19 protein-coding genes are annotated in these 23,987 nt (G+C 48.3%); all 19 read left to right on the top strand.

The annotated features are described in order from the left end of the window. Positions 1-125 precede the first annotated feature (125 nt). The 19 genes from KUA50_RS12755 (at position 126) to KUA50_RS12665 (ending at position 23,811) form a co-directional block, all read left to right on the top strand. Positions 126-443: a hypothetical protein gene (locus KUA50_RS12755; protein WP_022121903.1), complete on the top strand. Its 318-nt coding sequence runs from the start codon at positions 126-128 to the stop codon at positions 441-443. Positions 444-449: 6 nt separating this feature from the next. Beyond that, positions 450-3,008 (top strand): TraG family conjugative transposon ATPase, encoded by a 2,559-nt coding sequence (locus KUA50_RS12750; RefSeq protein ID WP_022121902.1) that lies wholly within the window; start codon positions 450-452, stop codon positions 3,006-3,008. 6 nt (positions 3,009-3,014) lie between these two features. Continuing rightward, positions 3,015-5,576 (top strand): hypothetical protein, encoded by a 2,562-nt coding sequence (locus KUA50_RS12745; RefSeq protein WP_218455822.1) that lies wholly within the window; start codon positions 3,015-3,017, stop codon positions 5,574-5,576. Between the two features lie 61 nt (positions 5,577-5,637). After that, entirely contained in the window at positions 5,638-6,366 is a 729-nt protein-coding gene (locus KUA50_RS12740) for a hypothetical protein (RefSeq protein WP_153081396.1), read from the top strand. An 81-nt stretch (positions 6,367-6,447) separates the two neighbouring features. Beyond that, positions 6,448-7,233: a DUF5045 domain-containing protein gene (locus KUA50_RS12735; RefSeq protein ID WP_217313253.1), complete on the top strand. Its 786-nt coding sequence runs from the start codon at positions 6,448-6,450 to the stop codon at positions 7,231-7,233. 6 nt (positions 7,234-7,239) lie between these two features. Further along, complete coding sequence (locus tag KUA50_RS12730) at positions 7,240-8,376, top strand: hypothetical protein (RefSeq protein ID WP_071122653.1); 1,137 nt, start codon at positions 7,240-7,242, stop codon at positions 8,374-8,376. Positions 8,377-8,424: 48 nt separating this feature from the next. Beyond that, complete coding sequence (traK, locus tag KUA50_RS12725; protein WP_010537146.1) at positions 8,425-9,039, top strand: conjugative transposon protein TraK; 615 nt, start codon at positions 8,425-8,427, stop codon at positions 9,037-9,039. A gap of 43 nt (positions 9,040-9,082) precedes the next feature. After that, a complete protein-coding gene (locus KUA50_RS12720) occupies positions 9,083-9,469 on the top strand; it encodes a hypothetical protein (protein ID WP_218455821.1) in 387 nt (128 codons plus the stop codon). 2 nt (positions 9,470-9,471) lie between these two features. Continuing rightward, on the top strand, positions 9,472-10,647 hold the full coding sequence (gene traM, locus KUA50_RS12715) for a conjugative transposon protein TraM (protein WP_218455820.1): 1,176 nt from the start codon (positions 9,472-9,474) through the stop codon (positions 10,645-10,647). A gap of 85 nt (positions 10,648-10,732) precedes the next feature. Continuing rightward, on the top strand, positions 10,733-11,539 hold the full coding sequence (gene traN, locus KUA50_RS12710; RefSeq protein WP_413777466.1) for a conjugative transposon protein TraN: 807 nt from the start codon (positions 10,733-10,735) through the stop codon (positions 11,537-11,539). A gap of 12 nt (positions 11,540-11,551) precedes the next feature. Beyond that, a complete protein-coding gene (locus KUA50_RS12705) occupies positions 11,552-13,735 on the top strand; it encodes a type IV secretory system conjugative DNA transfer family protein (RefSeq protein WP_218455818.1) in 2,184 nt (727 codons plus the stop codon). A 101-nt stretch (positions 13,736-13,836) separates the two neighbouring features. Continuing rightward, positions 13,837-14,319, top strand: a complete 483-nt coding sequence (locus tag KUA50_RS12700; protein WP_318346038.1) for a glycoside hydrolase family protein — start codon at positions 13,837-13,839, stop codon at positions 14,317-14,319. 265 nt (positions 14,320-14,584) lie between these two features. Then, complete coding sequence (gene tnpC / locus KUA50_RS12695; RefSeq protein WP_218455816.1) at positions 14,585-16,033, top strand: IS66 family transposase; 1,449 nt, start codon at positions 14,585-14,587, stop codon at positions 16,031-16,033. Between the two features lie 678 nt (positions 16,034-16,711). Beyond that, a complete protein-coding gene (locus KUA50_RS12690) occupies positions 16,712-17,443 on the top strand; it encodes a UpxY family transcription antiterminator (RefSeq protein WP_218455815.1) in 732 nt (243 codons plus the stop codon). A gap of 59 nt (positions 17,444-17,502) precedes the next feature. After that, positions 17,503-17,925: a hypothetical protein gene (locus tag KUA50_RS12685; RefSeq protein WP_218455814.1), complete on the top strand. Its 423-nt coding sequence runs from the start codon at positions 17,503-17,505 to the stop codon at positions 17,923-17,925. Then, complete coding sequence (locus KUA50_RS12680) at positions 17,906-18,106, top strand: hypothetical protein (protein ID WP_218455813.1); 201 nt, start codon at positions 17,906-17,908, stop codon at positions 18,104-18,106. The genes KUA50_RS12685 and KUA50_RS12680 overlap by 20 nt, the downstream gene beginning before the upstream one ends. A gap of 5 nt (positions 18,107-18,111) precedes the next feature. Then, positions 18,112-19,227 (top strand): efflux RND transporter periplasmic adaptor subunit, encoded by a 1,116-nt coding sequence (locus tag KUA50_RS12675; protein WP_144154368.1) that lies wholly within the window; start codon positions 18,112-18,114, stop codon positions 19,225-19,227. Between the two features lie 8 nt (positions 19,228-19,235). Further along, complete coding sequence (locus tag KUA50_RS12670; protein WP_218455812.1) at positions 19,236-22,424, top strand: efflux RND transporter permease subunit; 3,189 nt, start codon at positions 19,236-19,238, stop codon at positions 22,422-22,424. Beyond that, positions 22,408-23,811 (top strand): TolC family protein, encoded by a 1,404-nt coding sequence (locus KUA50_RS12665; RefSeq protein WP_218455811.1) that lies wholly within the window; start codon positions 22,408-22,410, stop codon positions 23,809-23,811. The genes KUA50_RS12670 and KUA50_RS12665 overlap by 17 nt, the downstream gene beginning before the upstream one ends. The last annotated feature ends 176 nt before the right edge of the window (positions 23,812-23,987 follow it).

The following is a 23,987-nucleotide window of genomic DNA, read 5'->3' as shown; positions in this document are numbered from 1 at the left end:
ATGACCAAGATGTGGATGACAAGTAGAAAGTGAACGACTGGTAGGCTCATTCTCCCCCAAGGGTGTGGGCCTACCTTTATTTGTTTCTGCCGAAAGTATCGCATCTTTGATATAAAAGAATGGTTATGAGCATGAAAGCAAAGAACATTATCATTATGGCATTGGCTGGCATATTGCTGACCGCATGCAAGGACAAGACCTACAAGCCACCCACATTGGATGCCATGAGGAGTGCTGACAAGGCAAGAGCTGCTTGGGCGAGAGAGGCAGAAGAACATCCTGCGACCGTGGAAACACAAACAAACAGGATGGATTCCACTGCAAAGGATAGTGTATCAACCCTTTATAGCGAAGAAAGCTACAATACCTCTTATCAAGAGAATGACAACAAATCATCCAGTATGGGAGAAAATCATCAATCATCCGAAGAAACAGAAGAATAAACGAATATGGTACTATATGTAATCTTATTTTTCGTGGCAATCTGCATTGGCATGGCCATATCGGTTTATGCCTTTGGTACTGGTGGCAAGCGGAAGAAAATCTTTCAGGACATCTACTTCTCCGTGGAAGACACGGACGGTATCGGTGTGCTCTATACAAAGACTGGAGAGTATTCTGCCATCCTGAGAATGGAGAACCCAGTGCAGAAGTATTCTGCCAATATAGACAGCTATTATGAGTTCACCAATCTGTTTGCTGCCATCGCACAGACTCTGGGTGAAGGCTATGCCCTACACAAGCAGGACATCTTTACCAGAAAGCAGTTTGAGGATGAGGGTGGCAAGGGGCATGAGTTCCTAACAGAATCCTACTTCCGCTATTTCAACGGAAGAGAATATACAGACAGCATGACCTATCTGACCATTACGCAGGAGAACAAGAAGAGTCGTCTGATGTCTTTCGACAACAAGAAATGGCGAGATTTCTTAGTGAAAATCAGAAAGGTGCAAGACCAGCTGAAGGATGCCGGTATCAAGTCAGAGTTCTTAAACAAACAAGAGGCAAGTCTGTATGTTGACCGTTTCTTTGCCATGAACTTCCGTGACAAGATGGTGAGCATGACAGGATTCAAGGTGTATGACGAGATGATAGGTATGGGTGACAGACGCTGTAAGGTATATAGTCTTGTGGATGTGGATTGCGCCAACTTGCCGACACAAATCCGTCCGTTTACCAACATCGAGGTGAACAACACAAGTATGCCAGTGGATCTGGTAGCATTGGTGGACAGCATTCCTGGTGTGGAGAGTGTGGTGTATAACCAAATCATCTTTGTGCCGAATCAGAAGCGTGAGCTTGCTCTGTTAGACAAAAAGAAGAATCGCCATGCCAGTATGCCCAACCCAAACAATCTGATAGCCGTGGAGGACATCAAGCGAGTGCAGGAGGTGATAGCGAGGGAAAACAAGCTGTTGGTATATACCCACTATAATCTGATAGTGACGGTGAAGCCAGACACGGATATACAAAAGTGTACCAACCATCTGGAAAATGCCTTTGGCAGGATGGGCATCCATATTTCGAAGCGAGCCTACAACCAGTTGGAACTGTTTGTCAACTCTTTCCCCGGCAACTGCTATGGGATGAATGCCGACTACGACCGATTCTTGACCTTGGGCGATGCTGCCACCTGCCTGATGTACAAGGAAAAGATTGTGCATAGCGAGGACACGCCATTCATGGTCTATTATACCGACCGTCAAGGAGTGCCTGTGGCCATCGACATATCAGGGAAAGAGGGACGAAATAAGCTGACCGACAACAGCAACTTCTTTGTCCTCGGTCCTTCGGGAAGCGGCAAGAGTTTTTATGTAAACTCCATGGTGCGCCAAGCCCATGAGCAGGACACCGACATCGTGCTGGTAGATACAGGTAACTCGTATGAGGGACTGTGTGAATACTTCGGCGGAAAATACATTTCCTATACCGAGGAGCATCCTATCACGATGAACCCTTTCAAAATCAAGCGAGAGGAATGGAACATCGAAAAGTTGGGATTCCTGAAAAACCTCGTGATGCTGATATGGAAAGGAAGTCAAGGCACAGTGAGCAAGACCGAAGACAGACTGATAGAACAAGTCATCAACGAGTATTACGATGCCTATTTCACCACCAAGAGAGTGAGCAACCTCTGTTTCAACACTTTCTATGAGTTCAGTACTGAGCGACTGCCGAAGATATGCGAGGAGAACGGTCTGCATGGCATAGACCTGTCATCCTACAACTATCTGTTGAAGGACTTCTATAAAGGAGGCAGCCACGATGTGACACTGAATGAGAATATGGACAGCAGTCTGTTTGATGAGACCTTCATCGTCTTCGAAATCGACAGTATCAAGGATGATCCACTGCTTTTTCCACTGGTGACGCTCATCATCATGGACGTGTTCCTGCAGAAGATGCGCATCAAAAAGAACCGAAAGATGCTCATCATCGAGGAGGCATGGAAAGCCATCGCCTCGCCCATGATGGCGGAATACATAAAATATCTGTATAAGACCGCCAGAAAATTCTGGGCAAGCGTGGGTGTGGTGACGCAGGAGATACAGGACATCATCGGAAGTGAGATAGTTAAGGAAGCCATCATCAACAACTCTGATGTGGTGATGCTGCTCGACCAAAGCAAGTTCAAGGAACGTTTTGACACCATCAAGGCGATACTCGGTTTGACCGATGTGGACTGCAAGAAAATCTTCACCATTAACCGTTTGGAGAATAAGGAAGGGCGCAGTTTCTTCCGTGAAGTGTTCATCAGACGAGGACAGACCAGCAATGTGTATGGTGTGGAGGAACCGCATGAGTGCTATATGACCTACACCACGGAGCGAGCGGAAAAGGAAGCGTTGAAGCTATACAAGCGAGAGTTGAAATGCAATCATCAGCAAGCTATTGAAGCCTATTGCAGGGATTGGGATGCAAGTGGTATCAGCAAGAGCCTCGCCTTTGCTCAAAAGGTAAATCAGGCAGGAAAAGTACTGAATTTAGGGAACGAAAATAAAAAGTAATCAAAGATGAAACGACTTCTATCCATCATAATGCTGATAGTCTGTGTGTTGGCAAAGGCTGACGCACAGTACTACAGCGTGAACTATGACAGGCAGACGGTAGCTGCTATGGCAGCTGCATACGGAACGGAAGCCGTGGCAGAGGCATACTATAACGAGCAGGTGCAGAACATCTTGAAGCATTATAATGCAGCAGAAGTGGCAAGTGCCGGCATCTTCGCCTCAAAATTCTTGGAACGCAAGGCAATGACGGATTTGGGCATCTGGAACAGTTGCACAGAGAACTACTATTACCGCCGTATCTACAACATGGTGTCGGGCAAAATCATGCCGAAGATATGGACGGTGGCAGGAATGATGCTGAAAAGTCCGCAGACTGCCCTGTATTGGGGAACCTATCTGATGAAGATATGTGACGACACCAAGAACCTGTGCATGCAGTTTGAGAGTGTGGTAACAAACAGCACCCTCACATTCTCGGACATCGCCTTTCTACAAATCAACCAGGAGATAGCTGCCATACTGAAACTTTCAGAGATTGGCAACGTGGATTGGAAGAAGATGTTGGACGATTTGTCGAAGGTGCCAGGCAATTTTACAGTGGACAATCTGAAAGCCGACATCGACAATCTGTATAAGGCAGGAGCCAACCTTGCAGGAGCAGGAATGAACAATATCGGCAATGCCCTGTTGCAGAGCAGCCAGTTCAACGACCTCTTCCAAGGCAAGCTCAGTGCAGCCATCGACATTGTGGATAACTATTCCTCGCTGTTCAAAAGTCTCGACAAGAGCGTAGGCAACACCCTCTTGGGAATGATTGGAGGCAAGGACAACGTGGCAGGACTTTTCTCTCTTGCCAACTATAACCTCACCTCATGGATGACGGACTATCTGGATGAGACGGCAGGAAACTACTACACGCAAAGATGGTATATCGCCCGACGAGACCAAGGACGAGAGAAATTGTGCGACTATGTACCGCCCACCGATGACAACAGCATCTTGAAAGGCGACCACTGGTACAGAATCAACACCAAGGATGCCAACTTCTATCCCAACAATAGCCAAAAGGAAGCTATCCTGCAAAACTCGGAGAATCATGCAGGATGGTCAAGAACAAGGGTGCAACAGCTCAACAACCAGAATGATGGCTTTACCTACAGTATCAGCTATTGGTTGAACAGCTACATCATCAGTAGCAAGAAAAAAGGACAGAAACAGAAGGCATACGCCTACGAGATACAGGTGTACAAGAGTTGGAACAGGACAGAAGAAGTGTATGAGGCAGTCTTTGACTCCTATTCGATGGACTTGAACACCTTCAAGGCACAACTGCAAGCCCGGTTGAGCGAATGGAATGACAACGAGGAAGGCTATACCTATTATATAGGCAGTGATGCACGCAACTACTATCAGGCAACCGATGCCGCCAAACTGAAGGGATGCGAGAGCGTGACCATTAGTGTGACATGCAGCGACGGTGTGCAGTTGGGGCAAGGCACCACACAATACAAATGCAAGAGTTGTGGCGGTTCGCTGAATGACCACAGCAAGAAATGCGCCATGACAACATCTGTGACAGAGAACAACCTTGACCTCTCAGATTTGTATAAGCAGGAGCAGGAAGCCAATGCCAAGATAACCTCTTTGCAATCGCAAATCAATCAGTTGGAAGCGGAGAACAAATCACTTGTCAAGCAAATCGCCAATGCAAGTGTGGAAGATGCAGCCAAGTATCGGGAGCAATACAACAAGAACATGGCTTCCATCGAACAACTGAACAAAGAACTTGCCACATGGCAACAGAAACAAAGGAAAATAGAGGAAGCCAAGGCAGAGGCAGGAAAGGACAATGACGTGGCGACGGATGACTACTATCGCATACCAGCCATTATGAACGACTGCAAGAGCGCCTACAACCTGACTTGGCAAGGGGAAGGAACATGGAGCGGCTATACTTACATTCGAAAAGCCACCATGCCCAACATCAACGGCATCATCACCTTCAAGGCAACATTGAAGATTGCCCGAAAGCCGAAATATTTCTTGGGCATCAAGATACACAGAGCCATCCTGCAGATCAGTTGGGAGCTGACATCGGAATACACCAACACCTCGGTAGTGGATGTGATAACGCTTGACCCAAGCAAGACCGAGCAGGAAAAGGCAGACGAAGTGAACAAGCGCATCTCGGAAATCGCACAGGAATATCCATCGTGCAAGATAACCACCGAATATGCTAAGAGCGCACCTGCCGATGACAATAACACCGATGATACCTTCCATCTGCTATGGTCGAGCGACAGACTGGAGATAGCCAGGGAGGTGGACAGCAGAATCACCAAGATATACGCAGACTTGGTGTCGTTGGAGAAGATGATGCACTACAAGCGCAACATCATCGACGTGCTGATGGACATCGCTCCACATATCAATGCTGACGAAGGACGACGGTTGACACTTGTGGAGAAATGCAAGAAACGTTGGTTAAGGAAAGCTGCCGACACCAAACACTCGGATAATTATCACGGCAAGTTTAATGATGAAGACAATGAAAATGAGAAATAGAAAAGAATACAAGGCTGATGCAGCGGAGAGGGTTGCAGGGTCAGTGAGCAAGAAGCGACGAATGGGTATTGTGAGAACATTGCTGGTAGCAATCTTGCTCCTCGCCCTCCCCTCTAAAACATTCGCCCAATGGGGATTTGATGTTGCCAGTGTGGAAGCCTACATCAATGACCACAAGAAACAGCGGAGCCTGTTGCTTGCAAGAAGCACTTTGGAATACAGCAATAAACTGTTGCATAGTTACAGCAAGGACGAGACCAAGGCATACAAGGAACTGAACGTTGACCTTGACAAGTACACCAGGGCATTTGATGTGATAGATGTGCTGTATCAAAGTTTACGAACCAGTCTGAACGTGTACTCAACCTACGAGAGTGTGAGCGACAGAATATCGGACTATAAGAAGCTGTTGGATGACTACAACAAAAAAGTCATCAAACGAAAGCGCATTTCGCTTGCCGATACCATACTGATAGGTATTAACCGACGAGCCATAGAGAATATCGCAAATGAAGGCGAATACCTCTACAAAAGCGTGAGCGACTTGGTGCTGTATGCCACAGGAGCGGCAGCGTGTTCCACGGCAGACCTTCTTGTGGTATTGGAAAGCATCAACACCTCGCTTGACAATATAGAGAAGCATCTGAACAAAAGCTACTTTGAGTCGTGGCGATATATCCAAGTGCGCATCGGCTATTGGAAAGAAAAGGTTTACCGAACCAAAAGCAAGCAGCAAATACTGGAAGATGCCTTCGGTCGGTGGAGAGTGGCAGGTAAACTCGGATATTAGTTAAGTGAAGAGTGAAGTATGAAGAATTCATTTGTTAGCAAATAGTGAGAGTTAGTAACCCTTATATAATAATGTATAGACATGGATAGAAAGAAAACAAAGGCAGGAGCTATATTACTATTATTGGGCATAGCCATGACAGGCAATGCCCAGAGTTATGTGACATACAATCATGACAGTTCGAAAAAGAACCAGATAACGGTAATGGAAATCGGTAGCGGAAGTCTGTCACCAGAATTGTACTATCAGTTACTGCACAGCAGTTACAAGAAATCGGCTGCGAGTAAGAACAAACTCGGTTTTCGTACCACGGCAGGAATCGGAGCTTACAATCAAGTGGAATATGCCGAAGCCATCGACTCTGCCCTGACCAAAAGAGCAGAGATTGAGGCGTTGAATATGGCAGACCGTCAGATTGACCTCGCCTGGAAAGTGGAAGGAAGCAAAATCAACAGCAAGATGAATGCCTTCAAGAGCAACATCGACCGCATCCTGCCTGTAGGCGGATCCATCGGTGACAACCAACGCTGGACAGAATGCTATCATGTCTATGAGACAGCCATCAAAGCCACCAAGGATGCCTATATGCCCAATGCCAAGCGTAAGAAGATGTACCTACAGATTTATGCAGATGTGGCAAAACAGAACGAGACACTTGTGAAGCAACTGGTGCAGATGTCGAATGCCAGCAAGACCAAGGAATTGTTGACAGCAAACGGTAACTACCAGACCGCCAACAAACGAAGTATCATCAGCAGTGCATCCAGCAAATGGCGAGAGGCAGGAATGGCAGTGAGAAACAACACATCTTCTGGCAGTAATAACGGCTCGAATGAGGATGACAATGATTTGAAAATAAACAGATAAGGAGTTATGGCAGACAACAGTAGCATATTATCCGACTTCGGCATCAACATCTTGGAAGAAGAAATTGATGACGTGATTTTCCAGACCAACGAGTTTCTGTGCGACGCTACTTTTACAGGCTCAAACGGACCTTTTTGGTGGGTCGTCCAGATGTGTATGGCATTAGCCGCCCTCTTCTCTATCGTGGTGGCAGCGAACATGGCCTACAAGATGATGGTGAAGCATGAGCCACTGGATGTGATGAAACTATTCAAGCCATTGGTGATAAGCATCATCCTCTGTTGGTGGTACCCACCTGCCGATACAGGCATGACGAACAGTGGCAGCAATTGGTGCGTACTGGACTTTCTGAGTTACATACCAAACTCCATTGGAAGTTATACCCATGACCTATATGAGGCGGAAGCCACACAGATAGAGGACAAGTTTACGGAAGTTCAGCAGCTCATCTACACCAGAGACACGATGTACACCAACGTACAAGCCCAGGCAGACATTGCCCATAAGGGAACAACAGACCCGAATCTGGTGGAATCGACCATGGAGCAGACAGGTGTAGATGAAGTGACCAATATGGAAAAGGACGCAGCCAAGCTGTGGTTTACCTCACTGACTGCAGGAGCCGTAGTGAACATCGACAAGATTGTGATGCTGATAGCATTGATCGTGTTTCGTATCGGTTGGTGGAGCACCATCTATTGCCAGCAGATACTACTGGGAATGCTGACGATATTCGGACCGATACAATGGGCATTCTCGCTATTGCCGAAATGGGAAAGCAGTTGGGCGAAGTGGCTGACAAGGTATCTGACCGTGCATTTCTATGGAGCCATGCTCTACTTCGTGGGCTTCTACGTGTTATTGCTCTTCGACATCGTGCTCTGCATACAGGTGGAGAACCTGACGGCTATCACCGCCAGTGAGCAGACGATGGCGGCATATTTGCAGAACTCGTTCTTCTCGGCAGGGTATCTGATGGCAGCAAGTATCGTTGCGTTGAAGTGTCTGAACTTGGTTCCAGACCTTGCGGCATGGATGATACCAGAGGGCGATACCGCATTCTCTACCAGAAACTTCGGTGAGGGTGTGGCACAGCAAGCCAAAATGTCGGCACAGGGGACACTTGCCCATGTGATGCACTGATAAAGGTAAAAAAGTAAAAGAGTGAAAAAGGTAAAAAACATTATAGCAATGGTAATCAAGAATTTAGAGAATAAGGTAAAGTTGGTGACTATCATCTGTAGCCTGTTTCTGGTTGGGTGCGTGCTGATAAGTATCAGTAGCATCTGGACGGCGAAGAATATGGTGGTGGATGCACAGAACAAAATCTATGTGTTGGACGGCAACGTGCCAATTTTGGTGCAGCGTACGACGATGGATGAGACATTGGATGTGGAAGCAAAGAGCCATATCGAGATGTTCCATCATTATTTCTTCACATTGGCACCAGATGACAAGTACATCAAATACACGATGGAGAAAGCCATGTATCTGGTGGATGAGACAGGATTGGCGCAGTACAATACGCTGAAAGAAAAGGGTTTCTACTCCAACATCATGGGAACAAGTGCCGTGTTCAGCATCTTCTGTGACAGTATCAAGTTCAACAAGGAGAAGATGGAGTTCACCTACTACGGCAGACAGCGCATCGAGCGTAGAACCAATGTGCTGACCCGTGAACTGGTGACGGCAGGACAGTTGAAACGAGTGCCGAGAACTGACAACAACCCACATGGATTGCTGATAGTGAACTGGCGAACCTTGCTCAACAAGGATATTGACCAGAAGACGAAGAGCAACTATTGAAGGTAAAAGGGTAAAGAAGTAAAAAGATAAAAAAGAAATAACGATGAACACAAAAGGATTTAAGCAGATGCTCATTGGGGAGAAGATGCCCGACAAGGACGACCCAAAATACAAGGAACGCTATGAGCGAGACGTGAGAGCTGGAAGAAAGTTTGCCAGGATGTGCAGAATCGACAAGGCTGCAGCCAAGGTGCAGAAATTTGCCGACTTGCATAAGACAATGTTCCTGGTCATCGTGTTCGGTTTTGTGGGTGTGAGCTTCAGTTTCAACATTTATCGCATGGCAAGAGCTTATCACTATCAGGGAGAGCGACGCACCGCCACGGAGAGACAGGACTCGCTGATAAAGGCTCGCCATCAGAATATGGGGAATGCAAATAACATAGTAAGGACCAATGAGGATGCACGCCATCCTCATAAAGACAAATAACGATGAAGCTGACAGAAAGAATCAATTTCAGACAACCCAAGTACATGCTACCTGCGATTGTCTATCTTCCACTGCTTGGTGCCTCCTACTTTATCTTCGACCTCTTTGATACCAAGGTGGCGGAGAAGAAGGATGCCAATATGCAGACCACGGAATATCTGAATCCGAACCTTCCACAAGCTCATATCAAGGGCGGTGACGGTATTGGAGGCAAGTATGAGAACATGTTGAACGCCTACGGCAAGATAGAAGACCATAGTGCCGTGGAAAATATAGACCGAGACAATGAGCAAGAAAAAGAAGAATACCAAAGCAAGTATTCGGATGCAGAACTGCAACAGTTGGATGCCGAAGCCAAGAGGCAAGCTGAACTGGAGAAGACGAGAGAAGCGCAAGAAGCCCATGAGCGGCAAAGAGAGAACGAGGCGTTGGCAGAGCTGAACAAGGCACTTGCCGAAGCAAGGCTGAAGGGACAGCAAGCCACGCAACAGAACTCATCGTCTTCAGCAACAGCATCCGATGAAACAACAGCTACAGCCAAGGGCGGTATCAACATTGAGGGCAAAATCAAGGTGAATGAGAATGCCCGAAAGGAAGCAGACGAGAATGACAAGCCAAGTGAGGTGGTGAAAAAGGTGAAGACCTCCTCAGACTATTTCAACACATTGGCAGTGAATGAGAAAGAGCCTACACTCATCAAGGCTATCATTGACGAGAATGTGAAAGCCGTGGATGGAAGCCGTGTACGTTTGAGACTGTTAGATGATGTGGAAATCGGTGAAATGGTGGTGAAGAAAGGCGCATACCTGTATGCCACCATGAGCGGTTTCAGTTCGCAACGAGTGAAAGGAACGGTGAAAAGTGTGCTGGTGGATGACGAGATAGTGAAAATCAACCTGTCACTCTATGACACCGACGGCATGGAAGGCTTGTATGTGCCAAGCAGCCAGTTTAGAGAGACCACCAAGGATGTGGCAAGCGGAGCCGTGACTGGCAATGTGGATATGAATACCACCAATACTGGCAGCAGTTTTTCACAATGGGGCATGCAGACCATGCAGAATGCCTATCAGAAAACAAGCAATGCCATAGGCAAGGCTATCAAGAAGAATAAAGTGAAACTGAAATATGGCACCTTTGTGTATCTGATAAACAGCAAAGAGACCAAGAGTAAGTAAACATCAACATTCAAAGAATACGAATATGAATATCAAGAAGACCATTGGCGCACTCATGATGTGTGCAATAAGTGTCACTCCCCTGATGGCACAACAGACCAGTGCAGAGAGCTATCAGCCCAGCACCTACCAGGAGATGGAGCAGCTGACTGTGAACGAGCAAGTGACTACAGTCATTACGGCAAGCGAACCCATCCGCTTTGTGGATATATCCACCGACAAGATAGCAGGAGACCAACCCATCAACAATACTGTGCGATTGAAGCCCAAGGAAGGAATGCATGAAGATGGTGAAGTGCTTGCTATCGTAACTATTGTGACGGAACGCTATCGCACCCAGTATGCGCTACTCTATACCACCAGACTGCAAGAGGCAGTGACGGATAAGGAGATACAACAGATAGAAAAGAATGCCTATAACAATCCTGCGGTCACATTGTCCTCTACGGATATGGCTCGTTATGCTCGTCAGATTTGGAGTTCGGAAGCCCATGTGAACAATGTGAAGACCAAAGCCCATAAAATGGTGATGAAACTGAATAATATCTATTCGTCAGGTGACTATTTCTTCTTGGACTTCTCGGTGGAGAACAAGACAGACATACCGTTTGACATAGACCAAATACGATTGAAGCTGACGGATAAGAAGACAGCCAAGGCAACCAACTCACAGATGGTAGAGTTGCATCCAGTGTTCACATTGGAGCAGACCAAGCGATTCCGCTATGGCTACCGCAATGTGATAGTCATTCGGAAGATGACATTCCCGAATGACAAGCAATTAACCATCGAAATGACGGAGAACCAAATCAGCGGTCGCACCATATCGCTGAAAGTGAACTATAGCGATGTGTTGTCGGCAGACTCATTCAATCCGATTTTTCTAAAATAGCAATCATATCCAATGGAAGAAAGCAAGGAGTTACAAGGATTTTACAAGATATTCAGGGCGGTCATCTACATATCCGTGTTGATGGAGTTCTTTGAGTATGCCATAGACCCAAGGGCGATAGACGGCTTTGGCGGTGTGGTGTGTGACCTGCACGACCGTATCAAGCAGTGGTTCATCTACCATGACGGCAACCTGGTGTATAGCAAGGTGGTGACATTCCTCTTGGTGTGCATCACCTGTGTAGGCACAAGAAACAAGAAGCACCTGGAGTTCGATGCCCGAAGACAGGTGCTCTACCCCTTGGTGAGTGGTGTGCTGCTGTTGGCAATGTCCGTGTGGCTCTTCGGCTATACGATGGACACTCGTCTCTATACCCTAAGATTGAACACCATTCTCTATATGGTGACAACCATCATCGGAACAGTGCTGGTGCATGTAGCCTTGGATAATATCTCGAAGTTCCTGAAGGAAGGGCTGATGAAAGACCGTTTTAACTTTGAGAACGAGAGTTTCGAGCAGTGCCAGAAGGAGGAATATAACAAATACAGCGTGAATATCCCTATGCGCTACTACTATAAGGGTAAGTTCCGCAAGGGATGGGTGAACATCGTAAACCCATTCCGTGGCACTTGGGTAGTGGGTACACCGGGTAGCGGTAAGACATTCTCCATCATCGAGCCATTCATCCGTCAACACAGTGCAAAAGGCTTTGCCATGGTCGTTTACGATTACAAGTTCCCGACCTTGGCAACAAAACTATACTACCATTACAAGAAGAACCAACAGCTCGGTAAACTGCCAAAGGGCTGCAAGTTCAACATCATCAACTTTGTGGATGTGGAATACTCCAAGCGAGTGAACCCGATACAGCAAAAGTACATCAATAATTTGGCAGCAGCGAGCGAGACTGCAGAGACATTGCTTGAATCTCTGCAAAAGGGCAAGAAAGAAGGCGGAGGCGGCAGCGACCAGTTCTTCCAGACCTCAGCTGTCAACTTCCTCGCCGCCTGTATCTACTTCTTCATCAACTATGGCAAGGAACCATACGACAAGGACGGCAAGATGCTGATAGCAGAGAAAGTACTTGATCCGAAGACCATGCAGATGAAGCCGACCGGAAAGGTGTTTAACCATGCAGGAGAAGAAGTGGAGCCAGCCTATTGGTTGGGCAAGTACAGCGATATGCCCCACATTCTCAGTTTTTTGAACGAAAGTTACCAGACCATCTTCAATGTGTTGGAAACCGACAACGAGGTAGCACCATTGCTCGGTCCGTTCCAAACCGCATTGAAGAACAAGGCGATGGAGCAGTTGGAGGGTATGATTGGTACACTGCGTGTCTATACCTCACGCCTTGCCACCAAGGAAAGCTATTGGATATTTCACAAGGACGGTGATGACTTCGACCTGAAGGTCAGTGACCCGAAGACCCCAAGCTATCTGCTGATAGCCAATGACCCGGAGATGGAGAGTATCATTGGAGCATTGAACGCCCTAATCCTCAACCGACTGGTGACACGAGTGAACACAGGACAAGGCAAGAACATCCCTGTGAGCATCATTGTGGACGAGTTACCAACACTCTACTTCCATAAGATAGACCGACTGATAGGTACAGCCCGAAGCAACAAGGTGAGCGTAGCCTTGGGATTCCAGGAACTGCCACAGCTGGAAGCAGACTATGGAAAGGTGGGTATGCAGAAGATCATCACCACCGTAGGCAATGTGGTGAGCGGTTCGGCACGAAGCAAGGAAACGCTGGAATGGCTATCCTCTGACATTTTTGGAAAGGTGGTGCAACTGAAGAAAGGCGTGACCATCGATAGAGACAAGACGAGCATCAACCTGAATGAGAATATGGACAGTCTTGTACCAGCCAGTAAAATCTCGGACATGCCGACAGGATGGATCTGCGGTCAGACGGCAAGGGACTTTGTGGCAACCAAGACCGGCATGAATGGTAGTATGAACATACAGGAGAGCGATGAGTTCAAGACTAGTAAGTTCTATTGCAAGACCGACTTTAATATGGCAGACATCAAGAAAGAAGAAAGCGAGTATATGCCACTGCCCAAGTTCTACACCTTCAAGAGCCGTGATGAGCGTGAGCGCATCCTCTATAAGAACTTTGTACAAGTTGGCGAGGACGTGAAAGCCATGATATCGGAGATATTCAACAAGAAGAATGCCAAGTGACAAGCCAATGACACTCCAAATGCAAAACAAAAACAACATCCATGACGAAAAAGATAAGAACATATATTACCCTAATGCTCTTGTTTCTGTGCCAAAGCATCGTGGCACAGAACAAAACACCTACAAACGATAGCCAAAGCCAAACCGACTTGGGCATCTTTGCTTTGCCACCCTTTGAGCGAGCCGTGCGGTGCATCAAGTATTACGAGGGATGGCACGATATTAAGCGCAACTATCCCTATATCGGATGGGGACATCGGATATTGCCACATGAAAAGTTCAAGAAGAATCTTACTTATCAGCAAGCCAATACTCTGTTGCGTTCAGACCTCACCAAGTTATGCGCCATGTTCCGCAAGTATGGCAAGGACTCACTACTCCTTGCCGTACTTGCCTACAATGTCGGCCCCTACAAAATATTAGGGAACAAAAGATTTCCGAAGAGCCGTCTCCTGCAAAAGATTGAACGAGGATTGCGTGACATAGAAAAAGATTACCTTGACTTTTGCAGATGGAGAGGCAAATGCATTCCGTCCATCAAAAGGCGAAGAATGACAGAACTTCAATTGTTATACATCCCATAAAAATACGATAATACTCCATTGGGCATCGAAGTAGTTCTGCGTTGCCTATCGAAGTTATACTTCATCGGCACTTCAAGGTAACTATTCAGCGAATATGTATCGCTAAAGGCAGTATGTGATTTTTTTCAAAAAACTTTCAGTATTCCTGTACATGTCCACTGTGTCGTATTTTCCATCGTTTTGTACATCATATCATTCTGCTTCGTATCAGTAATGTCATTTACAAGTGTTGCATATATGATAATAAATCACTAATTTTGTTGTCATGAACAATAATGTTACAGATATATTCCAGGCTCTCAAGAATTTGGAGGGTAAGATTTCGTCATTGGAAAAAACCGTTGACGACCAACAGGAGTGTATCTGTAACTTAACCCGCATAAATGACCGTCTACGCAAGGAAAACCGCATTCTGAAGAATCGCTTAGCGAAATATGAGTCTCCAGACAAGGACAGCAACAACAGCAGTGTTCCTCCAAGCAAGGAGCGTATGAGTGACGAGGTGAAAAGGCGTACCAAGACTTTAAGAAAACCAACAGGCAGAAAACCCGGAGGACAGTTCGGGCATGACGGAAACACTCTGCTAAAGTCAGAATCCCCCGACAGCATAATAGATATTAGTGCCAACTACTGTACCCAGTGTGGACATTCTCTTGAGGACTGTGAACGTATCCTGGATTATGTAACTCAGGTGATAACCTTGCCGGAATTGAAACCAGTCATCAAGGAGATCAGACACTACAAGACGATATGCAATAAATGTGGAGCTACGGTACAGTCACACAAGCCACGAAAACGCGGAGGCAACGCCGTCATATACGATGCCAGCGTAAAGTCACTTGCCGTGTATCTTTCTGTCGTGCAATTTCTTCCTTATGGACGGATTGAGAACATATTTCACGAGATATTCGGCATTGAACTGACGCAAGGCTCACTTGTAAACTGGATTAACGACGCGAAAGCCAAGGCACTGCCGGCAATTGAGAAAATAAAGGAATGCATCATGCAGTCTGCCGTTGTTGGCTTTGACGAGTCGGGATGCTACTGCAACAAGAGACTTGATTGGGCTTGGATTGCTCAAACCGTCTATTTCACCTTGCTGTTCAGGGGGAATGGACGGAGCAGCAAGGAACTGACGGACAGATTTGGCGATTCACTTGAGCGTATGATTGCGGTAACAGACCGTCACAGTGCATATTTTGCATTGCATTTCTTGAATCACCAAGTGTGTCTTGCCCACATTCTGCGAGAACTGCAATATCTGAATGAGGTTGATGACAAACAGCAGTGGTCAAGGCGCATTGAAAACATTCTGCAACAGGCCATACATGAACGTAACGAGCATCCGCAAGACATCATTCCTAAAGATCCGTGGCTTAAAAGGCTTGATGATACACTCAAGCAGAGTGTCACAAGTCTTGGCAAAGACTTTCAGCGTTTGAAGAACGGATTGATTAAGTGCAGAGACTACATGTTCAATTTTCTTGAAGACCCTTTGATACCGTCAGACAACAACGACAGTGAACGTGGCATTAGAAAACTGAAAATCAAATTGAAAAACTCTGGCACATTCCGGTCAGAACTTGGAGCTGACGCTTTTTTGGAACTGCACTCTATTGTAGAAACAGCAAAAAAGCATGACTTATCACCATATAAAGCTATCCGTGCCCTTTGGGGGAGCACGGACAGCTATGCTATGGCATTCGCTGAATAGTTACACTTCAAGTATATTGGCTTAAAAACATACAAAAGTTGTATGAAAACAGCATTTGTGTACACAAATTTTCTGAGATATTAAAGAATTTAGAGTTAAATGAGCTTAAATTCATGTTGAAGATTGATATTTTCTGTCATTTCTTGTCTTTTCTCAATAAATTTTCGTACTTTTGCAGTCGGATTGTATAGCCAGACCGCAGTTATCGCTGTAAGACGAGTTCTTTCATGATAACCGAGTCGGCAGCCTACGCCGTGCTGAGTGTAGTGAAGTCAACCATGACATATCTATACGAAAGCGGGCTTTGGGTGGGAAGACAATCCAGACATAATGGAAGGCGTTTATCGACGCTGTGTTTAAGACTTCCTGTAATCTTGCAAATTCACAGTAAATTGTTGTCTTGAACGTAGTCAACGGTAGATGTCCCGGGTGTGATTATATCAATCCCGTGGAGACCTGTAAGCATGGATTGTACCCTTTCGGGCGCAGTCTAATGTGTTATATAGGTCTCTTTACGGACATGATTTTCATATCGGCGTGGGCTCTGACGTTGTCTGTTCAACAACAATAGGCAATTGCAAGAGCCTCAGGAAGTGGAATGGACAACAGGACGATTCCACGCTCTTTTTTTCTGTCGCAATTTAACGGATTTCTGTCTAGAAAAAAGTTAGCACCGATATGAAAGTCGATGAATGGACATCAGAAGATGGACACACCCCAGGAGGTGGTGAATTCCCTCCTTGCGCTGGACTTACCTCCAACGCCCTCCCCGAAGCTCGAAGCGATGTTTCCGCTGAGAGCTCACAAACAGGGGTGTCCACCAGAAGTGTCCATATATTAAGTAAGTCTAAAGTACAAAAGGAGGAAGAAATTCCTCATTGGTATGCTTTGCGCACCACCTATGGTAGAGAGAAAAAAGCATACGACTACATGACAGCCAAAGGTATCACGGCTTTCTATCCTACTACAGATACTGTAAAACTCATAAAAGGTAAGCGCAAAGTTGTTACCGAGTCTCGTTTACCCAACATCTTCTTCGCCTACAGTACCGAAGAACAACTCAAATCTTTCGTTTACGACAACGTAAACCTCCCATTTCTCCGCTTTTATTATCGCCACGTCCACGTTGGACGTAGAATAGAGAAGATTCCATTGATAGTTCCCGACTATCAGATGGAAAGTCTCAAAATCATCTGTGCTGCCGATGCGGACAATACCATCGTATCATTAGGTGAAGTGCCAAAGTTCGAAAAAGGACAGTTGGTAAAGGTGATTGATGGTGCATTTAAGGGCGTGATAGGAAGAGTTGCAAGATGGCAAGGGCAACAAAGAGTTGGCGTTGTGGTAGATGATTTGGTGACTGTTGTGACCGCGTATATACCAAGTGCTTTTTTAGAAATGCACTTATGATGGTTACTTTTAAATAGAACGATTCATAAACTGGAAACAAATAATAAAAATCAATAAAAATGAGAAATTCCAAACTAATTGTAAAACTTGCAACATTAATTGGCTATTTGCTATTTGCAGGTTTTAGTGCCTATTTTACGGCAACTTCACTTTGGTTGAACCTGTTAAATGGTTCTGATACATGGACGATGTGGCTTGTGTTTGTGCTTGTTCTAATAGTCTCAATCTTAGCAGGCATGTGTTTGACCAATGTAATTAAAGAATTAAAGAATCGTGTTAGGCCTTCGCGTTCAGCGTTTGTCTTAAATTTTCTCGGCTTCTTTATTTTTTGGACATTCAGTTTTATGACAAATGTTCACTATTTCTTTGTAGAGAAACATGGCTTTTCTATTCTGTCAAAAGAATTGGTTAGTGCAAAGCACTATATAGAGGAGAATACTTCAAAATCGAACCAATTAATAGATGAACAGAAAAAGGCGTAACTTTGCACAATATTTCAACAAACAGAGCCTCGGTTTCGTGCTTTCGGCACAGTCTTATTGTGGCGGCGAAAGTCTTGTGGGCATGCTTTCTGCTGTCGGCAAACAAGTGTTGTGGCGCAGAATTATGGCAGACGAAACTTGGGAGGCACAAGTATTCGGAAAAAACAAAAAAGGAAAATAGTGAAAATGAAGCAGACTTTTATTCTGTTGTCGGCTCTTTGCGCCGCCGTTCTTGTGGGATGCGGCGGCAAAGGAGATTCCGCCCAGAACGGAGAAAACGGCAATAACGGCGGCAAACAGTGGAAAACCATGGTGGTGAAGCGTTCCGACACCGAGGTGTCGCAGCTCTTCCCTGCATCCATTCAGGGCCGGCAGGACATTGAGATACGCCCCCAAGTGCAGGGCAAGATAGTGTCGGTGAACGTGAGCGAAGGTCAGGAGGTGAAGCGCGGGCAGGCGTTGTTCGTTATCGACCCGGTGCCTTTCCGCGCCGCTTTGGCTCAGGCTTCGGCCCAAGTGCGCGCCGCTATGGCGAGTTCGGCCACTGCCCGGCTCAATTACGAGAGTCGCAAGCGCCTGTTTGACCAAAAGGTCGTGTCGAAACACGACCTTCTGTTAGCTTACAACTCATGGCTCGACGCTCAGGCTCAGGTGAGTTTGGCGCGCGCTTCAGAGGCAAGTGCCCGCAACAATCTGTCTTACACCGTTGTGAGGAGTCCCGGCAACGGCGTTGTTGGCGTGCTGCCGTTCCGCCAAGGAGCCTTGGTGGGGCCTGAAATCACGCAGCCTCTCACCACCGTGTCGGACAATTCCGAGATGTATGTCTACTTCTCCATGGACGAAAACCAACTCTTGGGACTGCTGCGCAAATACGGTTCCATGGCAAAGGCGGTCAGTTTGATGGACAGCGTGGGCTTGATGCTGAGCGACGGAGGCATGTATGTCAGGCAAGGCAAGGTGTCGAGCATCAGCGGAGTAATCAACAAAAGCACGGGAAGCGTGTCGCTTCGCGCCGATTTTGCCAACCCCGGACGCCTGCTTCACAGTGGCGCCACGGGCAATGTGGTGATGAAAAACAAGTATAACGGAGTGATTGTCATTCCCCAGTCGGCCACCGTCACTTTGCAGGACAAGCTCATTGTCTACCGGGTCGTGAGCGGAAAGGCCGTCTCCACAGCCGTGAGTGTTGCGCCTTATAACGACGGCCGCACCTACATAGTGCTTTCGGGACTGAAGCCAGGCGACGAGATTGTTGCCGACGGAGCAGGACTTGTGCAGGAAGGAATGGCTATAAACAAATAAGATTATAAATGAAAAAAGGCAATATCTTTATAAAGCGTCCGGCGATGGCGGTTTCCGTTTCAATCATAATGTTGGTTGCCGGAATCATTTCGCTGTTCACGCTTCCGGTGGAACAATACCCCGACATTGCGCCGCCCACGGTGTATGTGAGCACCAGTTACACCGGAGCTGATGCCGATGCGGTGATGCAGAGCGTGGTGATGCCGCTTGAGGAGGCAATAAACGGCGTGGAAAACATGATATACATGACCTCGAACGCCTCCAACGACGGTTCGGCTTGGATTTCGGTCTACTTCAAACAGGGCACCAATCCCGATGTGGCTGCCGTGAATGTGCAGAACCGTGTGGCGCGTGCGCAGGGACTTCTGCCTGCCGAAGTAACTCGTGTGGGAGTGAGCACGGAGAAGCGTCAGAACAGTTTCTTGAAGATTGCTGGTCTCACTTGCACCAACGGCAAGTACGACGAGAACTTCATTTCCAACTATTTGGAGATAAATGTGTTCCCCCGGTTGAAGCGCATCGAGGGCGTGGGCGATGTGCAAGCCTACAGCAGCACCTACGCTTTGCGAGTGTGGATGAAGCCCGACGTGATGGCACAATACGGTTTGGAGCCTGACGATGTGAACGACGCCATCAACCGGCAGAGCTTTGTTGCGGCGGTGGGCGCGTTGGGAGAGCAGAGCAAAAACGCTTTCCAATACACAATCAAGTATAAGGGCCGTTATGCAGATGTGAAGCAATTCGAGGACATTGTGCTCAAGAACGACAAAGACGGCAACCTGCTGCGGCTGAAGGATGTGGCGAAAGTGGAACTCGGAGCCACCGCCTACAACTTCAAGGGAATAATCGACGGCAAGCCGGGAGTGAACTTTCAGGTGTTCCCCGTGTCTGGAGTGAACATGACGGAAGTGAACAACAACATCAACAAGGCACTTGACGACATGAAAAAGGACTTGCCCGACGGGCTGAAGTTCGTCACCTTCATGGACACCAACGACTTCCTTTTCGAGTCGATTCACGAAGTTGTGGAGACGCTTGTCATTGCAATTCTGCTCGTGATACTCGTTGTCTACTTCTTCTTGCAGGACTTCAAGAGCACGCTCATACCGTCGCTTTCCATCATAGTGTCGCTTGTCGGCACGTTCGCCTGCCTGAAGATAGCCGGATTTTCCATCAACATCCTCACGCTCTTTGCCCTTGTGCTCGCCATCGGAACGGTGGTTGACGATGCCATCGTGGTGGTGGAAGCAGTGCAGTCGAAGTTCGACGCAGGCTACAAGTCGCCTTATCTTGCCACGCGCGACGCCATGAGCGACGTCACGATGGCGGTGGTTTCCTGCACGCTCGTGTTCATGGCGGTGTTCATCCCCGTCACCTTCATGGGCGGAACGGCAGGCGTCTTCTACACACAGTTCGGCATAACCATGGCCACTGCGGTGGGTCTTTCTATGGTGAGCGCCCTCACTTTGTGCCCGGCATTGTGTGCACTGCTCATGCGCCCGGCATCGGGAACTAAGGGAGCGAAGAGTCTCAACGGCAGGGTGAAGGCGGCTTACAACGCCACTTACAGCGCCTTGCTCGGCAAATACAAGCGTGGCGTGATGTTCTTCTTCCGTCGCCGGTGGACGGCATGGACGGCTCTCGGCATCGTGGTGGCGCTGTTTGCCTACCTCATCAGCACCACGCGCACAGGACTTGTGCCTCAGGAGGACAAGGGATTCATACAGATGTTCGTTTCGGCTTCGCCCGGAACCTCGATGGAGGAAATGGGAAAGATAATGGAACGTGTGGAGAAAGTGGTGAACCAGCAGCCCGAAGTGGCAAGCTATGCACGCATCGACGGTTTCGGAGGAGGCACGGGCTCGTGCTACGGTGCGCTCTTCATAACGCTGAAAAAGTGGGGAGAACGCAAGGGAAGCGAGCACAGCATAGGGGCGGTTATCGGCCGTATGCAGGCCGGAACGGAAGCCATAAAGGAAGCCACGGTGTTCTGCATGGAGGACGCAATGATTCCCGGCTACGGCGAGGGCAACGCCATCGACCTGAATTTGCAGGATCGCACGGGCGGCGATGCCAAGGTGTTCTACGACAATGTGCAGCGCTTTCTCATGGCGCTCAACGACCGTAAGGAGATTGCAATGGCTTTCTCGTCTTACAGCATCAACTTTCCGCAGTACGACATTGATGTGGATGCGGCGAAGTGCGAGCGTGCCGGTTTGTCGTCGCAGCATGTGCTCGACGTGCTCGGCGGATACACCGGCGGCACTTATGTGAGCAACTTCAACAAGTTCGGCAAGGTCTACCGCGTGATGTCGCAGGCTTCGCCGGAATACCGCACCGACGAGTTTGCACTCAACCGCATCTTCGTGCGCACCGACGACGGCATGGCTCCCATAAGCCAGTTTGCCTCGCTCCGCAAGACGGTGGGCGCAGAAGGGGCGAGCCGCTTCAACCTTTACAGTTCGATTGCGGCAAACGTGGATGTGGCAGAAGGCTACTCCACGGGCGAAGCGCAGCGCGCCATCGCCGAAGTGGCAAAGCAGACGCTCCCGTCGGGCTACTCTTACGAATACGGCGGCATTGCCCGCGAGGAGGCGGAGCAGGGCGGCGCGTCGACAGTTGTGGTCTACGGACTCTGCGTTATGCTCATCTTCCTCATTCTTGTGTGCCTTTACGAGAGTTTCCTTGTGCCGTTTGCGGTGATTCTCAGCGTGCCGTTCGGACTGATGGGAAGTTTCCTCTTCGCACGCATCTTCGGTTTGGAGAACAACATCTATCTTCAGACTGGTGTCATAATGCTCATCGGTCTGCTTTCCAAGACGGCCATTCTTATCACTGAATACGCCTCGGAGCGCCGCCGCAAGGGCATGGGCATTGTTGAGGCTGCCTACAGTGCGGCCGTGGCGCGGTTCCGCCCGATATTGATGACGGTGATGACGATGGTTATAGGAATGCTTCCGCTCGTCTTCGCCTCGGGGGCGGGAGCCAACGGCAACCGTGCTTTGGGCACCGGAGTGGTGGGTGGACTGCTTGTGGGCACGTCGGCATTGGTTTTCGTCGTCCCCTTGTTCTTCATCGTGTTCCAGTATCTTCAGGAGAAATACGTGAGAGGACCGAAGCACGAAGAGGCTGATGTGCAGACGGCGGCGGAGCATGAATCGTTTATGAGCATAAAAAACAATGAAGATGAAAAATAATCGTTATACATTGGTCAGTGGCGCGTTTTGTGGTATTGCGTTGTGCCTTTGCACCTTGTCTGCGCCCGAAGTTTCGGCACAAACGGCAACCGGCGTGGTGGCACCGACCGATGCCGCTGAAGGATATTCGTTCGACGGCGACTCGTGGCGCAAGGTGTTTGCCGACAGTCAGTTGCAGCGGCTGATAGAGTGCGGACTCGCCCACAACACCGACCTGAATGTGGCGCGCCTGCGCATAAGCGAGGCTGAGGCCACGCTCAAGTCGGCACGCCTTGCCAACCTGCCTTCGCTTGCATTCTCGCCAAGTGCCGGAATAAGCAGTTTCGGCGGCGAACGTGCGTCGAAGACCTACTCGCTGCCGTTGCAGGCAAGCTGGCAGATTGACTTGTTCGGCAAACTGAAGAACGCCAAAATGCAGCAGAAAATGCTCGTGGAAAGCAGCAAGGCTTATCGGCAGGCGGTGCAGGTGAACCTTGTGGCGAACATAGCACGCGAGTATTACAATTGCGCCTTGCTGCATGCGCAGCTGTCGCTTGCGCGCCAGTCGGTTGATGTCTGGAACGAGACGGTGAGGACTATGAAGGCTTTCATGGAAGAAGGACAGTACACCGATGCCGCCGTTTCGCAGGCGGAGGCGAGCCGTGAGCAGGTGAAGGTGACGGCAGTGGACTTGGAACAGCAGATTCGCGAGAGCGAGAATGCCATGAAAAAGCTTTTGGGCGACAGTGCAAATACCGTTGTTATGGCATTCGATGCCGACAGTTCGGGCGGCGGCAGGAGTCTGCTTCAGAGTGCTTCGGAGTCTATGGGTGCCGACATTGCGGAGGGGCAGGGCATCGCCTTGTCGCGCCTGTCGGTGCGCCCGGACGTGCGTCAGGCCGAAATGAACTTGGCGGCGGCAGCTTATGCGGTGAAAGAGGCAAAGGCGGCGTTCTATCCTTCGCTTACCCTTACGGGTACGGCGGGGTGGACTAATTCGGCTGGCGTGATAGTGAATCCTGCCAAGATGCTCTTTGAAGCGATAGCTTCGCTCACGCAACCGATTTTCCAAAACGGACGGTTGAAGGCGGACTTGAAGATAAAGCAGTCGCAGCAGGAAGAGGCGCGCCTGCAATTTCAGCAGGCTCTGCTAAATGCAGGAGTGGAGGTGAACGATGCTTTGACGCAGGTGCAGACTTACAACGGAAAGTCGGCATTGCTCGACAATCAGGTGAAACTGCTTGAGCGCACCGTGAAGTCCACCCGTTTGCTGCAGCAGAATGGCAGCAGCAACTATCTTGAGGTGCTCACGGCGCAGGAGAATCTGCTTTCGGCGAAGATGACCGTGTTGCAAAACTGCTACATGAAGGTGGCTTCCTTGATAGCCCTCTATCAGGCTCTGCCGTAAGCTTCGCGTGGCGGTGGATGCCGCAGTGCGGCAGAAGCTGAATTGAGTGTGAAAACCGGCAGTATTTTGCCGCTTTAAAAACAAGGCTTGTTTGGAACGCAAACAAGCCTTGTTTTGATTGCAAAGAAGTTCGTTTTGCAGAGCAAACAAGGCTTGTTTTTGAATGGGGTGGAATA

The organism is Segatella hominis (assembly GCF_019249725.2).
Taxonomy (GTDB): Bacteria; Bacteroidota; Bacteroidia; order Bacteroidales; family Bacteroidaceae; genus Prevotella.
Note: the sequence above shows the minus strand (reverse complement) of the source record. Positions and strands in the feature narration are given on the sequence as shown.

Bases quoted from the DNA above. Each gene is read 5' to 3' on its own strand.
- KUA50_RS12755 (WP_022121903.1), top strand. From the start codon at position 126: ATGAGCATGAAAGCAAAGAACATTATCATTATGGCATTGGCTGGCATA.
- KUA50_RS12750 (WP_022121902.1), top strand. From the start codon at position 450: ATGGTACTATATGTAATCTTATTTTTCGTGGCAATCTGCATTGGCATG.
- KUA50_RS12745 (WP_218455822.1), top strand. From the start codon at position 3,015: ATGAAACGACTTCTATCCATCATAATGCTGATAGTCTGTGTGTTGGCA.
- KUA50_RS12740 (WP_153081396.1), top strand. From the start codon at position 5,638: ATGGGTATTGTGAGAACATTGCTGGTAGCAATCTTGCTCCTCGCCCTC.
- KUA50_RS12735 (WP_217313253.1), top strand. From the start codon at position 6,448: ATGGATAGAAAGAAAACAAAGGCAGGAGCTATATTACTATTATTGGGC.
- KUA50_RS12730 (WP_071122653.1), top strand. From the start codon at position 7,240: ATGGCAGACAACAGTAGCATATTATCCGACTTCGGCATCAACATCTTG.
- traK (WP_010537146.1), top strand. From the start codon at position 8,425: ATGGTAATCAAGAATTTAGAGAATAAGGTAAAGTTGGTGACTATCATC.
- KUA50_RS12720 (WP_218455821.1), top strand. From the start codon at position 9,083: ATGAACACAAAAGGATTTAAGCAGATGCTCATTGGGGAGAAGATGCCC.
- traM (WP_218455820.1), top strand. From the start codon at position 9,472: ATGAAGCTGACAGAAAGAATCAATTTCAGACAACCCAAGTACATGCTA.
- traN (WP_413777466.1), top strand. From the start codon at position 10,733: ATGGCACAACAGACCAGTGCAGAGAGCTATCAGCCCAGCACCTACCAG.
- KUA50_RS12705 (WP_218455818.1), top strand. From the start codon at position 11,552: ATGGAAGAAAGCAAGGAGTTACAAGGATTTTACAAGATATTCAGGGCG.
- tnpC (WP_218455816.1), top strand. From the start codon at position 14,585: ATGAACAATAATGTTACAGATATATTCCAGGCTCTCAAGAATTTGGAG.
- KUA50_RS12690 (WP_218455815.1), top strand. From the start codon at position 16,712: ATGAAAGTCGATGAATGGACATCAGAAGATGGACACACCCCAGGAGGT.
- KUA50_RS12685 (WP_218455814.1), top strand. From the start codon at position 17,503: ATGAGAAATTCCAAACTAATTGTAAAACTTGCAACATTAATTGGCTAT.
- KUA50_RS12680 (WP_218455813.1), top strand. From the start codon at position 17,906: ATGAACAGAAAAAGGCGTAACTTTGCACAATATTTCAACAAACAGAGC.
- KUA50_RS12675 (WP_144154368.1), top strand. From the start codon at position 18,112: ATGAAGCAGACTTTTATTCTGTTGTCGGCTCTTTGCGCCGCCGTTCTT.
- KUA50_RS12670 (WP_218455812.1), top strand. From the start codon at position 19,236: ATGAAAAAAGGCAATATCTTTATAAAGCGTCCGGCGATGGCGGTTTCC.
- KUA50_RS12665 (WP_218455811.1), top strand. From the start codon at position 22,408: ATGAAGATGAAAAATAATCGTTATACATTGGTCAGTGGCGCGTTTTGT.